At 45.0% G+C, this 20,558-nt stretch carries 10 protein-coding genes; 1 reads left to right on the top strand and 9 read right to left on the bottom strand.

Annotated elements, in window-relative coordinates; all coding sequences use genetic code 11:
* Position 1: 1 nt before the first annotated feature.
* A complete protein-coding gene (gene rpiB / locus C4S61_RS15595) occupies positions 2-439 on the top strand; it encodes a ribose 5-phosphate isomerase B (RefSeq protein ID WP_103925734.1) in 438 nt (145 codons plus the stop codon).
* 76 nt (positions 440-515) lie between these two features.
* Here rpiB and C4S61_RS15590 read toward each other — a convergent pair whose 3' ends face one another.
* The 9 genes from C4S61_RS15590 to C4S61_RS15550 form a co-directional block, all read right to left on the bottom strand.
* On the bottom strand, positions 516-2,150 hold the full coding sequence (locus C4S61_RS15590) for a S8 family peptidase (protein WP_103925733.1): 1,635 nt from the start codon (positions 2,148-2,150) through the stop codon (positions 516-518).
* A 69-nt stretch (positions 2,151-2,219) separates the two neighbouring features.
* Complete coding sequence (locus C4S61_RS15585; protein ID WP_103925732.1) at positions 2,220-6,086, bottom strand: eCIS core domain-containing protein; 3,867 nt, start codon at positions 6,084-6,086, stop codon at positions 2,220-2,222.
* 9 nt (positions 6,087-6,095) lie between these two features.
* Positions 6,096-6,281 (bottom strand): hypothetical protein, encoded by a 186-nt coding sequence (locus C4S61_RS15580; RefSeq protein ID WP_103925731.1) that lies wholly within the window; start codon positions 6,279-6,281, stop codon positions 6,096-6,098.
* An 11-nt stretch (positions 6,282-6,292) separates the two neighbouring features.
* Entirely contained in the window at positions 6,293-7,642 is a 1,350-nt protein-coding gene (locus tag C4S61_RS15575) for an ATP-binding protein (RefSeq protein ID WP_103925730.1), read from the bottom strand.
* The gene (locus C4S61_RS15570; protein ID WP_103925729.1) at positions 7,636-9,189 is read right to left on the bottom strand and encodes a contractile injection system tape measure protein; all 1,554 of its coding nucleotides are present in this window, start codon (positions 9,187-9,189) and stop codon (positions 7,636-7,638) included. Before C4S61_RS15570 ends, C4S61_RS15575 begins: the two co-directional genes overlap by 7 nt.
* Complete coding sequence (locus C4S61_RS15565) at positions 9,186-12,545, bottom strand: Ig-like domain-containing protein (RefSeq protein ID WP_103925728.1); 3,360 nt, start codon at positions 12,543-12,545, stop codon at positions 9,186-9,188. The genes C4S61_RS15570 and C4S61_RS15565 overlap by 4 nt, the downstream gene beginning before the upstream one ends.
* A gap of 12 nt (positions 12,546-12,557) precedes the next feature.
* Positions 12,558-16,781 carry a hypothetical protein gene (locus C4S61_RS15560; RefSeq protein ID WP_103925727.1) on the bottom strand — a complete coding sequence of 1,408 codons (4,224 nt, stop codon included), beginning with the start codon at positions 16,779-16,781 and terminating at the stop codon, positions 12,558-12,560.
* Positions 16,762-20,148, bottom strand: a complete 3,387-nt coding sequence (locus C4S61_RS15555; RefSeq protein ID WP_103925726.1) for a baseplate J/gp47 family protein — start codon at positions 20,146-20,148, stop codon at positions 16,762-16,764. The genes C4S61_RS15560 and C4S61_RS15555 overlap by 20 nt, the downstream gene beginning before the upstream one ends.
* On the bottom strand, positions 20,145-20,558 hold the full coding sequence (locus C4S61_RS15550) for a GPW/gp25 family protein (RefSeq protein ID WP_103925725.1): 414 nt from the start codon (positions 20,556-20,558) through the stop codon (positions 20,145-20,147). The genes C4S61_RS15555 and C4S61_RS15550 overlap by 4 nt, the downstream gene beginning before the upstream one ends.

The following is a 20,558-nucleotide window of genomic DNA, read 5'->3' as shown; positions in this document are numbered from 1 at the left end:
CATGGGAAAGAAAATAGCAATCGGAGGTGACCACGCCGGATATGAATACAAAGGAAAATTGATTCAAAAATTAACCTCTCTTGGGTTTGAGGTGAAAGATTTTGGACCGTTTTCCGATGCTTCGGTAGATTACCCCGACTATGTACATCCTTTGTGTTCCGCTATTGAGCAGGGAGAATTTACACTGGGAATCGTAATTTGCGGAAGTGGAAACGGCGTAGCAATCACTGCCAACAAACATCAGGGAATACGGGCTGCACTTTGTTGGAATGAGGATCTTGCTGCTCTTGCCCGTCAGCACAACAATGCCAATGTCATCGCTTTGCCTGCAAGATTCATTTCCTACGAGCATGCAGAACGATTGACTGATATTTTTCTGAACACTGATTTCGAAGGCGGAAGGCACCAAAACCGGGTCAATAAAATAGCTTGCAGCTAAAATTTATTATACCAAAAAAGGCCTCCGCGAATCTCGTTGAGGCCTTTTGTGATAGGTAGCGTTTTTTCTTTTGAATTTAAAGAGTTACTTCTCCTCGGGATACTTGATTAGCAAGAATGATCGCATTGTAGAGGTTTGCGATTTTTCCGGACCGGGATAGCTCGTCCAACGACTTTTCAGTTCCTTCCGGACCACCAATGTTCACTTTGACCTGAGGAGCTATTCCGGAATTCATGATGATTTGCTTCACTTGAACTGCTGATAATTTAGGAAAATAAGACCTGATCAAAGCTGCAATTCCCGCCACAGCAGGAGCGGCCATTGAGGTGCCTCCCTGAAATTCATAGTCATTATTAGGCATCGAAGAGTAAATAGCATCACCCGGAGCAAAAACATCTACATTTTGTTTTCCATAATTAGAAAAGGAAGCCACCATTTCAGGTCCGAAACTGGAAGTAAGCGCTCCAACTGTGATCACATTATCGACAATTTCCGGAGTGTTTTTAAGTTTATGGTCATTCGGGAAATTGGGATTTTCGGGACTGTCCAAATCAGCTCCGTCATTTCCCGCAGCATGCACAAACAACACGTCTTTGGATGCAGCATAAGCCAGTGCATCATATACCCACTCTGCATTGGGAGAGAATCCTTTTCCGAAACTGGCATTGATCACTTTTGCTCCATTATCCGCGGCGTATCGAATGGCCAGAGCAACGTCTTTGTCATATTCATCCCCATCAGGCACAGTTCTTATACTCATGATTTTGACGTTTTTAGCTACACCATCCACACCTTTCATATTTCCTCTTGTGGCTGCGATGATTCCTGCCACATGCGTTCCATGGCTTTCATCTTCATCGCGGAAACTAGGATTTCCATTTCCGTAGTTGCGGTCGTTGATGTCATAGGGATCGTCTCCTACGGGTTTTCTTCCGTCAAAATTTACGTTCAGATGATAATCTACCTGACCTTTGTAATAGTTGATTCCATCATTCAGATCAGCTAATGCGCTTGGTATATCCTGACCCATACCCATGACCTGAATCAATACCCCGACTAGTTGTTCCTCCTGAGGGGTTTTTGGGGAATATTTCTCCAGATCTTCTATGGAATAATATTCCTTTCCCAATTCTTTTTGAATATTCTGATGAGCCATGCTTACAAACTGCTCGATTTGTTGCAGTTGTGGGAGGCCTGCTTTTGCTTCCGGAAGTTTGGTGTCAAGCTCAGTTTGAGCAGCTGCTTGGTAGGCTTCGTCACCGATTTTGAGTCGGATGATTCTGGCGATTTCCAGTTGTTCGTGGTAGGATTCACCGAGAAAATTATAGCCATGAATATCATCGATGTAGCCATTCCCGTCATTGTCAATGCCATCACCGGGCTTTTCTTTCTCATTTACCCAAAGCACATCTTTGATATCCTCATGATCCAGATCAATGCCGGAATCTATTACTCCCACGATGACTGTTTGCCCTTTTCGCTTTTGCAAAAGCTCGTCATAGGCACGGTCTACACTCATACCCGGAACAGTATCCCGAATCAAATCCAGATGCCCCCAACGTTGTGTTTGAGATTCTGATAGCTCTGAAATTCTTGGAGAAGTATTCGTATAGGAAATCGGCGGTGCGGTAATCACAGCCGTGGAGCTGCAACCCATTGCCAGTAGCCCGATGCTCAGACCAGCCAGCGATTTAAACAGGGATTTATTCATGTCCCAAAGATAGTGTGGCTTGGAATAAAGCGGAAAGTTTTAGGTGTTAAAAAGGGTGAAGGGTTCCTTTTATTTTACTTCAAAATTTCGCTCTTCCGGCAAGTTATTTTCAATTGTTTCTTGATTAATTGTCCCTATTGTATCGCCATTTGCATCTATTTCTTTCCATTCTGTAGAAAGTGATGTTGATAAATGGGTTTGTTCGTAGTTCATTATTTCAAGTCTTTTTCGATCATCTGGTTGCTCATTGGGAGTTCCAATTCTGCTTTCAAGCTCATTTTGAAATGTTCTTTTCGGATGTGTTCCATAATTGGCTACAATTTTATAATAAATGATTTTTCCAGCTTGAACTTCAGGTTTTACCTTACTTTCTACCTTATCTAAATGGACTCGATTAGCGTAATCAGATCCTTGACCCGCACCATTTCCTGTGATTGGAGTTAGGTTGTAGGCATATCCCGGACCGCCGATGTGATGGTTTAAAAGATGTCCTCTGATAAATACACTTGTTCTTTTTCTTCGATTTGCTTTTTGCCATATTGGAGGGCTATCCTTTGGTGTTGAACCTCTTACATGGTTTTTTGTCAAGACTTTTGCTTCGGCAAAAGTACCACCACCCTCCGGGGTTAGAGGGCCGTATTCAATTTGGGAAAGTGGAAGCTCATCACCTGCTGAGACACCAATGATAGCAGTTTGAATAGAAAGCTGGTTTAGGAGGGGCTGAATTGACGCCTGAATGTTTGCGTCCGGAGTGGAATTTCTCCGTACTGTTGGATCTGAAAGATATTGGTCAATTTCTCTAGAAATTCTAATTGCTTCTGCTTTAGCCGCTTCTTTTTGAGCTTTTTGAGGATCAGCAGTTGAAATTACTACGTTATTGATGAAATCTGAATAAGTTTTTGGGTTATTGCTAGCAATCATTAGATGCGAGTTTTCTGGACTGCCTTCAAAATAGAGTTCATGATTTTCACCGTCATAAGTTTGGAATGGCTTTCTGAGCCCCAACCATCCCATTACCGTATCCACCGCATTTCTTCCCATTTCCAGTAAAGAACCTCCTACTGATAATGCCCGGTCGATCAACCAGTCAATCGCAGCATTCACCCGGTCCCGCAATCCACTGATCATTTCTGCGATACGGGTTCCCAGCCCTCTCAATCCTACCTGATTGGCCAAAAATCCAATGGCTACCGGTACAGCCCGAGCCAAAGCCGCTTCGAGGAAATTGGCTGCATCGGCTACATTTCCTCTGGCAATATTCGCCACCCCAGCCACAAAGGAATTCACGATCTCAAGCATTTCCCGCAGCTTTTCGATGAAAGATTGGACTGCCCGATAGAATGCTATAAAGCTGTTGACCACTGCCATAATGCCCGTCGGATCCAGCATCGAGAGAAGTTTCACCGTCACCTGCTCCACGATTCGTGTCATGATCCAGTTTTGTACCTGCTCCAGCACCAGAGTCCAAAGATTGCTCAGCTGGTCCTGTACATATTCCCAAATGGCAATCGGTCCTCGCTCCCAGACATCTTTGATAAAGGTCCAGATTCCGGAGAGCGTATCGATCGCTGCCCGTATCTGAGCTACTCGTTCAGGCCCAATCTTCAGTGCTAGCCGTTCCCAGACATTGTCAATGGTCAAGCCCAGTACATCAAGCACAAAACCCAAGATCGACTGGAAACTCAAATCAGCAGGAGGGTTGATTCCCGCTGTTGCCAGTTCTCCAAAAAGCCAATCCCGCAACCCTCCCAACAGGTGAGTGACGATATTGTCAAAGAACTGGACAAAGCCCTGTTTGACGGCTCGGAGGAGGTTTTTTAGGAAGCCGATTGGATCTCTTTTTATGTCTTCAAAAGCCGATCTGGCATTGGCGATGATCTGATTGACGGTATCAATCGGGAAGTTCATCACCACCAGCAGGACCTCCACGATGATCCTGACTATGGTTACGATAAAGGCAAAAAGCCGCTGTATCGGATCTGCCAATGTCTGTACGATCCGCACAAATGCATCAATCGGATGAAATACATCTTCAATGGTGAAGCTATTCCACAGATCCAAAAACAAACCCGTGATGTAAGCCCAGGTAAAATTCAGGGTAGCTACAGCCGCATCTATTCTGCTCACCGTTTGCTCAATAGCTCCGGTCTCCTTCATTTGTTGGAATTGCTCCTCACCACCCGGCATCAAGCCCATGAATCCCCGAATGATATTTTCAGTAGTCCGGGGGACGACTTCTTCGGTAAATGGATCTTTTTCAAGAATTACCGTTACCAAATGGAATCCCGGCTTTTCCCGGGCATAGGCTGAAAGCTGCGCCATCAGGGCATTTTTGATAATCTCCAAAACCTTGATCGCCACATTGGCAGCAAAGGTGAATACCCGCTCAGTAAAGGGTCTAAAAATGCCAATAGTCCGGTTAAATGCCGCAATGGGATCCCTCAGGTCTTCGAGTGAAAAAGCATTCCAGGCTTCTTCAAATAGGGCTTTTACTTCGTCAAAACTGAAGTTCAGCGCTGCTAATTCTGCGTTAATCCAGTCCGCTGTTTCCTGAATGGTGCCTTCTGCCTGCATGCGTTCGAGCTCCTGTTCTTTGCCGATCAGAATCAGGAAAGCTTCTATTTTTTCAGCAGTAGTTGAAACGACTTCTTCACCAGTCAGTGGGTCTTGCCCAAGTAATTGGGTGAGAAGGGGATAGCCTGGGAAAGCATCTGCCAGTGCTTTCAAGCCAGCCATCAATGCGGCTTTGATCAATTCAAAGATTTTGTCCTTGACACGTCCTGCAAAATTGACAATATCTCGATACAACTGCCCAAAAGTGCGGTCGAGGACTGCCATATTTTCATCCCAGCCCGAAAAAAGACTTGCCTCATCCCATGCCTGTTCGAGGGTTTGCTCCAGTCGGCGTGTCGTGAGATTCAAGGCCGTCATTTCGCTCTCCACCCAAGTCACCGCCGACTCGATTATTCCCAATTCAGTCAGTTTATCGAAAAGTAGGTTGCCAAAAACCGGGATCAGCCCAAGCAGCCCGCCGATCAGGTTGGTAGCGTTTCGCTCCACATTTCTACCGGCCAAAGGATCATATCCTATGATCACGGTCAGAAGTGTATAGCCCGGAATGTAGCTGGCAAATCGGGAAAGCCCCTCGCGGATTGCCCAACCCAAACGCTGTACTTTTGGCTGAGTATGGGAGATTTCCGGACTCGGAGACCTTTTCACCGCTGCCCCTTGCTGCACCGTATGAGTTAGCTCGTGGGCGAGCAGGTGTTTACCTTTTGAGGATTCAGGCTGATATTTTCCATCGTTAAAGTAGATGTCATTGCCATGGGTGAAGGCTTGTGCCCCAAGAGCCGAACTCATGGATGCAGCCTGCGGACCGGTATGCACTCTGACTTCTGAGAAATCCGCCCCGATCTTATCGCCCATGTCCTGCTGAATTGCCGGAGGCAAGGGGGCGCCTGAACCTACACTTTGCTGGATTTGGGTTGAAAGTTGAGGTGAAACCGTCCCCCCTTCACCCCCCGAGCGTTGGATGGTCTCTTCTTCTTCACCTTTCAGTTTTACCTCCTCCTCTTCCTCAGCAAGTCTTACCAGGGACTTATGATCGGCAAAAAGCTGAACTTCCTCCTCATCAGAGCTCATTTGGATTTCCTCTTCTTCCTGGCTTCGATGTATCATCGAAATTCCAGCAGATAGCGGAAACATTTGGACTTCCTCTTCCTCGGAGGTTTTCATTTGAAGTCCTCCCGGACTTGCGGACATCAACGAAGTAGTGGATGTCGATGGCATCATCATGACCTTATCTGCCACCGATTCTGCTTCGTGCTCGTATTTGTCGTTTGGCTTACCGACTTTCAAAGCAGGCTGAATCACACCTTTCCCAGTCCCGGGAACCCGGGATTTTGGAAAAGGAATTTTTTCAGCGGCTGCTCCCATTTTGCAGAATTAGGATTTGATCGGATTCATGACTTCTCCAGGCTCCAAGGCTCTCATCCCATGGCGCTCCTGTTCTACCGGACTCATTTTTTCGGCATTTTCAGGCTCCTTTGAACCTTTTTCCTTATTGACTACCACCACGACAGGTTCTTTTTCGGCTTCTTGATCTGGTTTTTTTCTCACTTTTTTTCTCATAATCCAAGGAATTAAATTGTTCTGCCTACTTTTTGGTATTCTCTTTGGATGCCTTCTTTGATATCATCGAGCCTAATAATTTTGTCTTCATTTTCTAAAGCCATCAGCAGACTGTGTTGGATCACATTGATAATCCCGCCTCCGCTGAGCTCATGAGAGGAAGCGATAGCATTCAGATCAACCCTGGATTCAAGTTTTGCTTGTTCAGGAAATCCTTTTTTCCAGAGCATCAGGCGTTCCTCTGCCTGTGGAATTGGAAAGAAAATGCTGGACTGAAAGCGGCGCATGAATGCATCGTCCAAATTGTTTTTCAGGTTGGTCGCTAAAATCACCAAGCCGTCGTAGTCCTCAATCCGCTGCAATAAGTAGGACACTTCCTGATTGGCATAGCGGTCATGCGCATCATTGACTGAAGTTCGCTTGCCAAAAAGTGCATCTGCTTCGTCGAAAAACAGAATCCATCCCTGTTTTTCGGCTCGGTCAAATACTTTGGAAAGATTCTTTTCGGTCTCTCCGATGTATTTGGATACCAATCTGGACAGGTCAATCCGATAGACATCGACCCCCATTTTTTTACCTAATAATGCCGCGGTTAGTGTTTTTCCGGTGCCGGGAGGGCCAAAAAACAAGGCTTTGTAGCCAGGCTTAAGGATGCGCGACATTTTCCATTCTTGCATCAAAAAGTCCTTGTGTTTCAGCCAAACTTCCAGTTCCCGGAGCTGAATCCAGGTCTCTTCTGATAAGACCAAATCTTCCCAGTCTAAGTGAGTCTGTAGCCGCTGAGCCGGAAAATCAGAGCTGAAGCCCGGTTTTTTTACTTTACCCGTGGTGATTAAGTCCAGAATATCACGGGAAATGATCAAAGCGCCATTCAGGAAGGATTCCTCTGCCTCGACTTCACTCAGTCTCAGGATATTTTCTTTGAATAATACGCCACTCGAGTCCAGCAGATTTTGATACTGAAAGCGCTTTTTCAGTTCATTTCCTGCCAAAATGAACATGACCGTTTCCCCTGTTGGGATGAAGCCATTGTGCGTCTTTCCTTTTCTACCACCAAACTCCGTGTAAATCTGCTGGGTAAGCTGATTTCTACTCATAAACATGTCCAAAAGCTGTGGACGGATATGCGGTACAGCCGCCAAAATGAGCAAAAATCGGTCTTCAGGTCCCAAATGAAACTTCCTCACCAGATCAGCATAGGATGAATCCATTGCGGAAAGGTCTGGTGCTGGAATCTGAAGCAGATCCGAGGGAGCAGGTGAGGAATTGGAATTGATTGCCGACCGGGCTTTCAGGATCTGCTGCAGCCAATCGAGCTCAAGCTGAATCGTTTGGGCGTTATCGTGTGCTTTGCTTACCATTCGGTGTAGAGGGTTTCATCCATCCATGGGAGTTTGATGATGCTGATCGTCCAAGGAAGTCGGTTTAATAAAATGTCAATTGAAATCCTCGGAATTGTAAGTTGGTATCCTCTGTCGACCCTACGGAGGCTTCCTTCTCTGGGGAAAAAACCTTTGGCCATAGCGGTGCCGGAAGTGCTTTTCAGTGCGGTCCAGCGGGCGACCATGGTATCGAGTAGATTTTTGATTTCTTCTTTTTCGAGATCGGTAGGAGAAAAATGAACCTGAATGGGCTCTAAAGGATCAATCCCACAAAGGATTTTATTTAGCAACAAATCTGATTCTTCATAGAAATAGGAATCATCCAAAAGGGCTTGAATCAACAAAACTGCCCTGTTTTGAGCTTCTTTGGAAACAAACTCCTTGTTTTCCACCAATCCCAGGCCTTTAAAAAAGTAGGGTAAAAAGGGAACGGCTAGCACTAGACCTGAATTGTGAATCGGGAAGGTTTCTTCGGGTTCCAGTTTTTCAGAAGGAGCACTTTGAATTTGCCATTTTTGCAATGCCTTTTTGCTGCTAAGATTCTGAATAGTGCTTTTATTCTTTAGTAGTTCTAAAAATTTTTCTTTTCCCCCGGCGGGAGAAATAGTTTGCCTTATTTTGGAATCGGGGGTATTTCGAAAGGTTGAGGTTTGAGTCCATTTTGACCAAACCTTTTCCAGAATTTTAGTCTTGGATTTTTGTAGAAAATCAGCGGGAATCAACAAAGCCAATAGCTCCAATAGGATCTCATGTGCTGGTTGAAATACAGCTTTTGGCTTGAAAAGCCATATTTTGAACCAACTTGAAACAGGATGATTCAATTGCTTTTGGGGAATGAAAAAGGCTTCTGCAATCTGTTTTGTAAGAATTATTTCGAGCGCAATTTTTGGAGTGATATCCGGAGAAAGAGCTGAAACTAAGGATTGGGCGATGCCTTGACTTTCCTTATGTTTTTTGGGAAAAGTCAGGGAAAGGATTTTTTGAATTTCATCGACTTCCAGATGATTGGCTAACCTGTTCAGCATCACCTGTGAAAAAGATTCGGACTTGAGCCAAAGCAGAAAGGACCGGTTTTTCTCAGAGATCAATTTCTTAACTAGATTTCGGATTCCTTCTTTTTTTGATTGAGACGCCCACCAAGGTTTTCTTCCGTTTTGAAGTTGGTAGATTAATAATTCAAGCGATTTCCGTTCATCCTGAGGATGACGAGAATTGAATTCTTTTTGCTCTTCGCTTTCTTTTTGAAGTTCAGGAAACTGTTTCAAAAGTTGGGTTTTGAGCACTTCTTTCAGCTTTTTTTGAAATATTTCGGGAGATTGATTTTCCCGGATTTTTCCCAACTCCAGTTCCACTTTCTCCAGTCTGAACCATTTTCCTTGGCTGTCCAATTCATCCAACAGCTCCTCAATTACCGGTAGCCATTCTTTTTGGTAGCGTTCTCCCCATTGATTCATAGCGGCTTTTGCCCTGCCTCCATCCGTATAGTGCAGATCTAAAACTTGCCGATGAATAAGATGCCTGCTCATTGTCTGCGGAGGATCTTATTTACCAAAACTGCCTTGGTATCGGTATTTCGAATTTCGATATTATTCGATTCTGCGATCAGCCTCAAGGTGTCGTTTTTGAGACCCGCGAGTTCATCACGTTTCAGGGTTATTTCCTCCTTTTCTTCAGTCGCCACTCTGACCAGCTCTTCGCGTGTTGGATTTCGAGCCGGATTTAAGGTCAATCCTCTAACAGAAATAATTTCTGTCAAAACTGCCTCATTGAGTCCAGTAGGACTTACTCCCACTACGACAACATCTTCGGAGATTGTAGGATTTAGGAAGATGTCGATCGTGCTCTCAGAGCAGATAAATCGGGTAGTTGGCTGGAATTGCTCGGCTTGAATAACCAAGGTCACACCCGGACTGGGAAAGCTGAGGGTAAATTCCCCTTTGTCATTGGTACGGGTAGTAATATTTGTCCCTTCCACAAGAATAAATGCACCCACCACACTACCCCCGGTTGGTCCCATTACCCTTCCGGAAATTCGGGTAGCGGTACATCGGTTACTTGGGGGCTGTTGTGCTCCGCAATTTGCCAGTTGGTAATCCAGAATCATCCCCTCCATCTGCTCATAGCTGGCATTGGAAGGGTCCAATCCTAAACAGCGCAATAATTGAACTCTTGTGTCGGAACTCTCCAGGACATTGGATCGGATCTCATCCAAGGTAAACCCTCTTGACGCTGTCAAGCTTGAGAGAAGTGCTTGGACTATCTGTTCAAAGCCCAAATTTTCAACACCCAATTGGCGTTGGGTCGCTGTCGCCCTCACATTCTTTTCTCCCCAGCAGGTCAAGATTTCTAGGCTATAGCAGGAAGTTGCCTTCGGAGACTTCACCCAAATCGTTACCCTGCCTTCATCCGAAAGTCCCGAATCTTTATCAATAAGCTTGTAAGTAAATGTGTCGTCACCACTAAAATCCTTTGGTGGGTCATATACAAATACTGAATTCTCATTCTCTTTTTTGACGACTCCGCCCTTTTCTGATTCTTCGGAAGTGGGCTCGATCGTGTAATTTCGATCAATTGGCAATCGATCATTGACCATGACCTCAATTCTAATTGGCGTGTTGATGTTGGTAATCGCATAGTCCGGTCTGGCAAAAGGTGGTAGCAGGTTCCACTTTTCATCTCCGCAAGCATCGATACAGTCACAACAACCCGCTTTACCTGCCAGACTAAAGTCCCCGATCACCCTGCCTGTGGACTGAAGGTAGAGCAGGTAAAATGTACCTCCACGATAAACTCCAGCCTCATGATTTAATCCTGGATTCTTTTTCAGGTATTCTGAGAATTTCCTGGAATTTTGAAGTTGTGCGACTCGATTGACATAACTGAGGTAAAGCCGCTGGATTTTGGTAAAGTAGAAGAGATCCAGAATCCGATAGAGGATGGGTGAAACTCTCGCTAAAAGCCCATTGTATAGCTCAAGATTCTTCTCCGATTCTTTTTCAGGGATAGCTATTTTGTCCAGAAATTTCAGCTGGATCAGCAATAAATCGAGTAAAGCCTGGAGTATTTTTTTGTATGCATCCTGGAACTTCTGCCAGTCCATATTCTCAAGGCATTCCTCCAATCCAGCTATCCAGCTTTCAAAAAGCTCAAAGTATTTCAAGACTTGTTCTTCGACTTCTTTGTCAAAAAGCTCCTCCTTCTCGCCATACTTTTTGTTCAGTTCGCGAAGGAAATGGATGATCTCTTGAATATCCCGAACCATGCCCAACAGCTGAAATCGATGCAGTGCGTATTCTTCCTGCAGGTCATGCCAGCCACAGTTTTTGTACTCCCATGATCCTCCAGCATCTAAATGCAGGGTTTCAAGGTGAATTGGGAGGTTGAAGCCTTTAATCATTTTTAATATTGCATCCTTTGATTTTTCAAGCTCCTGATCCAAATGGCCTTCAATCCGTAGAAATGGAAAATCTTCCAGATCGTAGTCCAATGGCGATTCCAAGAATGTCCCATTCGGCTTGGGTGTGTCGGGCTGATTGTCGTAGCTGAGTACCTCGTCCCGATCTGCGGACCAAAGGTTTTTGGGTTTGGGATCCTTCCAGGTCTTTTCCAGAGAAAACCAACTTCCCAGTGTTCCCTTACTTTTCAAGTTGTAATAGTATGGGATACTTCGCTGGCCCAAAAGCCCCATTTTTTCCTTGCTTGGGGTGATTTTGATCGGGAATTTATCCGGAGAAGGTTTTTGAATCAGCTCCAGCTCGAAGGTTTCGATCATTAGCACCAGCCTTCGGTATCGCTGTGCAACCGTTTCTTTCAGCAGTTTTTGCTCATTGAAAATTGGCGGTTGCACAAAACCATGACGGTATTTATAGAATTCTTCGGCAGTGGCTGTTTTCGCTTTGCCCAGCATAAGATGCAGGGGAAAAAGTGAGGGATCTGTCGGGCAAGAATACCAGAGGGAATGTCCTGCTTCAAGAAATTCTTCCCATGCCAAGACCAGTTCTTTATAAAAATCCCAAAGGTATTGGATGCCTTTGATAGTAGCCGGTGCGGCAGTTAGACTTGCTTGAAGTTGGGTGATTTTGGTGGAGACCGCTGCTTGGTCAAATGGATTGGAATAGCCGAAGCTATTTCCCAAAATAGGCCCAAAGACGTCGTAGCCTTTTTTCAATTGATCCCAAAAATCGGGTTTTACAGTATCTGAGATGACGGTTTGATAGTGTTTTATAAAGGCATCAAGTTGATTGGACTCATTCTTTGAAGGGTCAAAAAGTGGTTTTTTCAGACGAAAAACTTTTAACCCTGAGGCTCCGGAAAAAGAACCCGATACATTGGCCGACCGAGTCAAAATCAAATCCAAGTCAGTTTTGGATACCAGTAGTTTTCGTAAGGAAAAAATCCGGTCTTTGCCTTTATCATCGCAGGCATTGCCCAGGCAGGACTTGAGATCCCGATCGAATATTTCCAAGAAAAGTAGGACAAATTTATCGTTCAGGAAATTTGCCGGGCTGTTCAGTTTTTTTACCTGAGTTTCATCTTCTGGCTTCTCAGAGAGCATTTCCCAAAGGGTTACATCCTGATTTGGAAAGCCAAAAGGCTTATAGGTTACCGTCTCGGGTAAGGTATAGGGACGATAGTGGGTGCCCAAAAAGTCTGTTCCAATCTGAATCAGGAAGCCTTCAGACGTAATTCCAATGCCTTTTGTGATTTTTACCTCGCCGGGAAGTGGCTGCACCTGAAGTCCACAGACTATTCCGATTCCAATCAATTTGGATCGGGTGAGCCTGTTTTGTTGATCCAGATAGGCGCTGAGCTGATTGAGCTGATCGCTGGTGAGGACTTGGCTGCCTTCGAAAATCGGATAAGTAGGAATGATCTGGCTCATAGTTCTGTAGGTTTAAAATTCCCCCAATGATGAAAAATTGAGAATAATGGCATCGTCCAGTGTGTCATCTTCTGCACAGTCGTGAAGTGTGCCGGATGGATAGACGTTTCGGACTTTTTCCAAAATCTCAATCAGTTGGGAAAGTGCTGTTGAAAGTTTCTTGGGATGTTGTGGGTTTTTGAGCGATTCAAGCAGCCAGATTTTCCAGGCTTGCTCCAGCTCCTCCATGTGCTCCGGGCTGATCCAACAGACTGTCAAAAAGACATGTGCTGGAGCTTCGGTTTTTAATTTATTTTCCAGAAATCTCCGGAAATCCCTACTGGTAAATCTTCCCGCCCAAAAAGGCAGCAAGACGTGCGCAATGCAGGTATAGGGATCGTCAAGTGTGCATTCACACTCTTCCTGAAAGTGAGGATCCAACAACCTGTCCTGGATCAATTCAGTGACTACGACGTTGGAATCATCGACAAATTTGTATTTTCTGTTGTGCCTTGGTCGAAGAAGTATATGCTCGATCAGATGTGTTCCTTCGTGGCTGAAAAATTCCTTTTGGAAAAAGGCTTGCATCGATTCCATAGCCTTGATCTCTTCTCCACCTGCAACCATAAAATCATCTCCACTGACAGAAAGCACCTCAAAGCTTCGGGAAATCAGGATTTCGGCCCCCTCCAGGTCCTGTCTTGGTTTGACTGAAGTGGTAATTACTGTGTTCCCGTCAACTTGTTCGAGTTTAAAAATCGGGTAGTCGATGAAAAGATCATCTTCATCCAGTTCTTTCCTGATCGTAATTTCAGAAAGCTGAGAAAACACTAAAAGATGGTTACCATCAACTGTTAATTCCTGCTTTTCTACATCGACTGATAGAATTTCAAGTGATTTTTGGAAAAGAATCAAGTCCCCTTTTGTGGGAGTTTGATCAGCGGTAAGTGTTATTTTCGAACCCTGAACCAAGGCAGTCGCCAAGGTGAGCGGAATAGGTTCAAATCCGGTTTGGATCAACCAACTTTCTCCCCAAGTGTCATCTAAAAGTTGAGCGGCAAGGGGTGCATTGAAGTTGTTTGCTGTACTTTTTGCCAATATACCTCCCCGGATGGGGTCTATAATTGAGAAATGGTATGGAGTTTCACTATCAGCGTCTAAAAGGTAGCCACTTGGTCTATATCCCGCAGCCAAAATATCCCAAATATGTTCTCTGATTCGGGTTTCGGCAAGACTCTGAAGTTCATCTTCTGAAACTGCATCCGCGACTTCCTGCTCGATTTTTCCTGAAAGAATGCTTGTGCCTTTCCCAAACGGCGCATCGAAAAACTCAAAATCAATGACATACTTGGGAGGTGCAGGTGCCATCGAAGGGGTAATGGTGAATTCATACCAATCCTTCAAGCCCAAGCCTAGATTCTTGCGGTTTGCTCTCGGATTTTGGATGAATTCGGATAAAAAGATCTCCTGAATCTCAGCTAAAGCCAGTTCTGCCTCGGCGGATGAAAAATCTTTTTTGACGCTTTCGCCCAGGATTTCATCATCGAGGAACAATTCCAGAACCAGATCACCTGGAGTTCCTGCAATTCCCCAATTACTTGGGTCAGCTGCTATCAAAAGAATCTTTTCCAAGCTCAGTTTGGCGTTATCCAAAGAGCTGAACGCTTCCAAAATCTCAAAAAGTGGCTGATCCCCGGCATCCAAAATCAGGATGATCCATGCTCCACCAGTTTCAGAAAACTCAAATCTTGAACTGAAAATCAGCCAGTCCGACTCTTTTTGACGGATTCCGTAAAGGCCCGCGACCCTGTTTTCCAGGCCTGATAAATTGTCGATATGGTAGAATTCCTTCGGAATCGCATAGTCAAATCCTTGTCCGCGTTCTGCACTGATTTGGGGATAATTATTGAGAAAATGGAGTTTATCCTCGATCAGTCGTTCTTTTCCTTTCTCAGGACTGAGCCTCACAGTGAGCATGCCATAGTCGGTCAATTGCTCGGCAAACCGCCCCAAAAGGTGATTTAGAAACTTGTTTCGCCGTTCCAGGTATTTTTCTTTTGGCTCAGAAAGAGAGTTCAACATATCTTCAAGCCCGGCAAGATCTTTCCACAGATCGGCAGTATCCGGAACCAAATTTTCCAGATTTTGAGAAAAATAGGTTTGAGAAATGGATGGATTTCCAAATGCATCCTTTTCCAGAGAAATGGAAAAAAGATCCCGTACATGAGCTAATTGCGCTAGATAATTTGCCAAAATCTGATCAAATACCAGCAAAAAGGCCTTAAGCTGCTTGACCTGATAGGCTTCTGGTTGGCCCTCTCCTCTAGGTAGCATTCCTTCTTCGCCCACGCCATAGACCAGGGGGAAATCATTCTGGATGGAAAAGTAATTTCCTGAATCGGCGAATTCACCTCTGATTTCATCAAAATCTAACTGCGGATACCGGATTTTTTGTGGGCGTTTGGCTTTCTGGATTTCATCCAAAAGATCTTCGACTTCCTCCCGGTTTGCCTTGAAAGGAAGTCCTTCTTTGTAATAGATCAACTTGCTGAGTTCGGAATTGAGCCTGGGCACATAATTCTGGGCAACTGCCAGATCGAGACACCATTTCACGCTTTTTGAAGGAATTTTTCCTTCCGGATCATCCTGCGGGATGTTGGCAATCTGTATGCTTTTCACTGCCAATACTCCCTCAATATTCATGATCAGGTGAATCAAATCTGAGACATGGATTTTGGACTTTCTGTCTGCTTTTGCCAACTCACTTCCATCGATAAAACCGTGCTTCAGCAGTGGTCCTTCGAAGATTTCTTCTGTGGGCAAACATTGACTCGCTTCCCAATCTCCGAAGTAAACCCGATCATCTTCCCGTATCAGCGGGCTTGAAAAATTAGGTGAAACCAAGATTTCCACCAATCCGAGCTCTTTTGGAGCCACTTTGACTTCCAGGATTTGATAGGTTCCTGCATTATTGCCTGAGCCGATGATGCTTAGCATGGAGCCGGCTTTTGGAAAGGCATCCGGATCAAGTTTCATCCAGATTTTGGCAGGATTTTGCTGGATTCGAGTTACTGGAAGTGTTCCTGATTTGCAGCGATGCAGCATCTCCTCCAAATCATAAAAATTGATCTGAGGGGAAAGAAAATCACCTATTACAGAGAAAATCCTGGCTTCTGTCAGCGCCACATCCGCCTCCGGACTAAGTTCGATATCGGCACAGACTAAGATCTCCTCCACCCGAAGTGCGTGAAATGACACAAAATCCTCACACAGGTTTCGATTGGCATTCAGAGTTTTTTTGACTTCGGAGAGCACTTCCCTGATTTTTTCAATTTTGATCAGGTAAAAAGCAAGAATTCCCTGAGGGTCATTGAACACAAAATTGTTGACCAAGGTATTGATGGCGGCAATTCCTTCGATTTCTTCCAGACCTGTTGGAGTTAATTCTGTGCCGCTGAGCTGAATGTAGTTAGTAGGGGAAAGTTTGTAAGTAAGCTCATAGCCTGAAGGAACATTCTGAAACTGGATAGAAATACCCTGAATGGCCTTTCGGATAGCCGTTTTGTCTTCCCAATCAATGTCCTCGTCCCAGCGCGGAAACTCGACCTGAACATCGATCACCACTCCAGCCAAATCCGGATGGGCATCAATGGCTATCTCCATGCTGAGCTTGTTCTCGTTCAGATCGCCCAGTTCATCCGTGGTGTCAAACTCAAGTAGCACATCGTAAAGTATTCCTAACCGAAGTGCTTTTTCGGAAGCGGGAAAGGGGATATAAGCCAGTTTTTTGGCCTTTCGATCCGGAAAAATTTTGATCTCATTACTTTCCCTGAGGGTCAGCCAGGCATTTTTTACACCAGTAAATCTTTTTTCCGGAACACCATCAATCTCGACTTCTTCAACTACTTCCACATCCATGATAAGCTTTCGGAAGTCTTCACTTGTGAGGGCTTTTCCCGGAAGAATCTGAGACGCTTTGAAAAACTGGTTAGCCAGTGAGCCGGATTCATCCGCCAGCAAATCCTGAATCGGTTTATTTGCCCGATAACTCAAGTCTGTGATGGCATAGCAGAGCACTTCCAAAATTGTGACTCCAGGGTCATGGGTGTTGTAATCCGTCCAGATTTTGCCGGAAAGGCGCTGAATGTAAGCGATGGCTTCTTTGCGAAGCAGCTCAAAATCCATGGCAGGACTTGCCGGTTTTGCTTTCGATATCGTGATTGATTCCTGCATATCCTTAGGTGTCAAAAGCTTCATCCATGTCCGAACTTTCCGTGGAGGTGATGTCAAGGATCGCAGGCACTTCATTGTCTGCGCACTCACAATCCTCCGTTTCCAAAATTGTGATCAAATGATCTCCATAGGTTCCAATCGATCCTACAGACCCTAAGAGCGAAACTCCCGTACTTCCTTTGGCTTCTTCTACTTGATTTTTGGAGATAATTTCCCCATTCACTGGATTTTTGATAATGTGATACAGCTCAAAACAGGTCAAATAATCCACGTAAGGCAGTTTTTCTACAAAATGCAAGACCACCGATCTGTGAATTTCTCCGGCAAAAGTGAATGTTTCCGGACTTTGGAATGCCCAAGGGGAAAGGAATGTTTTCAGATCATCTTCAAGCTTTTTTGTAAAAAGTGAACGGTCTACGCCGGCCAGAAACCGCACATTAGCTTTCACTTGCAGCTCCTCATAGACGGGATTTACCACATGAAAATAGACTCCTGCTGAACAGATTTTTGAAATGAACTCCCGGACTTTAGCGATCAAAGCCACGCTTGCCTTGGGTCGTAGTGGATCGATCGCGTTTTTGTTTCGAACATTAGCCACCAAGACGACGGTCACGTGCCGGGGAGCGAGGGCTCGGTAATTTTCCAGATTGCCGTCGTACTCGGTATGATTGAGTGCTTTGACCTGATAGATTTCAGGGAAATACTCCAGCACCAGATGCTCGTAATCCCAACGGGTCACTGCACGTTGCTTATGTCTGAGTCGCTCGGAAATTCGGGTGTAAAAATCCTCTGAAGCTTCGGCGGTCTTACCACCAAATGAGGCAAAGGGTTGATCTATTTTGCTGATTTGGGCTTGGGAGTTTTTAAGCTTTGCTATGGTTTTGGCAGGAAGAGCAATGGCAAGGCGATTCGGGTCATTTTCAAAATCCTCAAATGTCACCCGAATAGCTTGAGCGATGATATGCGTGAAATCAGGAATGGCATCACTGTTTTCTACAACTGTTGCTCTAAGCCAGGTCATATTGCTATCCAAGATAGTGTGGAATTGATCAGCTGCGCGAGGCATGGTAAATCCGATAAGTCCCGTTTGAATCAGACCGTTAGTTTCATCCAAAACGACATCCCGCTTATCGAATGCTTTCCATTCATTTCCGCTGAGGTAGCTCCAGGATACAGTCGGTACGGGTTTCTCAGGGTTTGCACTTCCGTCTAGCACATTGATCAGCAGCTGGATGGACTGACCGGGGAAATGATTTTTCAAGCCAATCAACAAATAGCCTTCATCTAGGTAATCCGGTACTAAAAGCCCTGGGTTTAAAGCCTGTTTTGCTTCCCCAAATGCACTGATATGGAAAAATGAATTCCAATCACTTTCTCCGGCTTTGAAGGAGTCTGAGGCGGTGTAGTCTAGTTTTACGCTTTTTACTTCCGGAGTGTAAGGTTCGTTGGGAAGCACCTCCTCTTTGTTATCAAGCTTTTTGATAACCTTCGAGGCAAAAAGATTGGGGTATTCTTTGTGGCCAAAATCAGTTCCTGATAAGCTCAGCTTCAGAAAACCTCTTTTTGAGGCAGGAGACCAGCTGATGAATTCCTCCAATTCAGGTTCTGGCCCAATGCTTCCCAAATCGCCTGAACTTAGGGAATAGCTTTGAACTGTAGCGGGAGTCCCGGCTCCTGTGAAAAGGTGGATGGTTTTTTTAGAATTGCCCCAGGATCGGTCATCCAAAAAATACGCTTTGACTTGGAAGGAGGCATTTGTTTTAACCGGAGAATATTCGGAGTAATGATCCGAAAATCCCAAAGAAGGCAAGCCGTGCCATTCCAAGTGGATGTTTAGATTTTCCAGGCTTTTGCTGAAAACTTCCCTACTACCGATGTAAAAATTTGAACCTAGGACAGGTCTGAAACCGAAAGGATGGATGTTTTTCCCAACGGGCAAGGTGGTCTGATCATTTTGTAAAACCAGATTTTCCACACCCGAGACATCCACATGGATTTTGACAGATGAAAGTTCGATTCCTTGCAAAATCGGGTAAGCATAACTTTGGATGGTGTCAGCCAATTCGACTTTTAAGACCGGCTGATCAGTTCGGAATTTTTGAAGGAGCACTTCTTCTTTGTATCCTACTACTGCATCTTGGTCAGGAACCAAATGGCATTTTAGAATCAGTTCAACGCCATTTGCTCCGAGGTCCTTCAATTCATGTTTTTGAGTTCGGAAGGTGAATTTGAGGTCGGCCATTTTATCCTCGCCCATTCCCCGAACCGATTCTACCTGGTCGAGATTGGCAAACTTATTATTGAGTAAAGTAGCCCGTTTGCTTAGAATATTTTTAGCGGTAATCTCACCGATGTCATAGCCCATGAAAGGGCGGTGATTTCCTGTTTCCGGATTGTCCAAAACCGGCCCGGACTGAGGTTCTATGCCTGCTATATCCGGCCAGGCTTTAGCTTTATTTAAAAAATCCAGGATTTCGGCGTCAACATTCGCCTCTGAGTTTGGGAAGCCGATTTCTGCTTCGATCCATTCTTTTTCTCCACTGAGGAGAAATCTAAAAGTGGAATTCAGGTGGAGGCTTTTCAACTTTTCGATCAGACCTTCCTGGGGCTTCAAATGTAAAGTCAGGGAGATTTTTCGAAATCCTTCTGCCAATGTCAAAGTAGGTGAAGCTACTGCAAAACCCAAAATCGCTGACTGCCGATCTGAAGTAGGAAAAAGGCTCTTTGGCCTGCCAAAAGGATTCCAACGGCCATCCGCGTTCAGAATTTCTTCACCCAAACCATCCGCAGAGTTGGCGATGGGAGATTTGTAAAACCTGCCGTTTTCATCTTTGAACAAGGCCTTGATCGATGCAACTTCAGTTTTGTTTAGTGTTTCGGCCTTGTGATTTTTGAACAGGATTTCTTTACCGATATCATCTTTTCCGGCTTTGAATTCGGAGTTTTTTGGCAAAAGATGCTCAGCGACATGCTTGGCCAATTGGATGATGAGATAGGCTTGATCAGCTTCCGCCGCTTTTTCCTTCAACCTTAAAACATCCCGATAGAAAAAGTCCAAATGGCTTTTGGTCAAGCTATTAAGGTCATCCTGAGCCAAAAGATAATTCTGTAAGAAAGCCAGAAAAAGGGCGTAGTGAGGATCAGTCTGTTGATCGGGATCAATTTCTTTTTTGAAAAAAGAAGCCCAATCTCCATCCCAATCTTCAGTCAAATCTTCTTTTAAGATTCTAAACTTAAGCTGAGTCGCCAAACCTAATGCATAGGCTTTCAAGTCCTCGATTTTTCGACCATCCACAGCTACAAAGCTCGGCAACAGACTTTCCAAAAGTCTGTTGCCGCGGTTGGTTCCGCTTCCGGGTACTTGGATGCTATGGCAGCGGTCAGTGCTCATTTGGGTACGTCTGTGGCTTCAATGAAAAGATAGGGATAGACCAGATTTTGCCTGTTGTTGGTAGAGATAATGATGTAGCTGATCAGGACTTCGATGCGGCCTTCCTGGAAATCCGGCCTCATGTCGATTTCCTCCACTTTCACTCTAGGCTCATGAAACAGGATAGCCCGTTTGATCCGGTTGGTGATCATCGTTGCTGTAGTGACATTAAGCGCTTCAAACAGCAAGTCCTCCATATTAGCTCCATATTCCGGGCGAAGGACCCGCTCCCCAACGGTGGTATTGAGCAGAATAATCAGGCTTTGGCGAATGTCTTCTTCGTTTTCCACAAGGCTTACCTGACTTGCCTCCCGAAGAAATGTCACCGGAAAAGCCCATCCCCGTCCCAGAAATGTGTTTTTCTCCGCCAT

Origin of the sequence: Algoriphagus boritolerans DSM 17298 = JCM 18970 (genome assembly GCF_900108085.1) — a bacterium.
Classification (GTDB): Bacteria; Bacteroidota; Bacteroidia; order Cytophagales; family Cyclobacteriaceae; genus Algoriphagus; species Algoriphagus boritolerans.
This window is presented reverse-complemented; position numbering and strand designations above follow the sequence as displayed.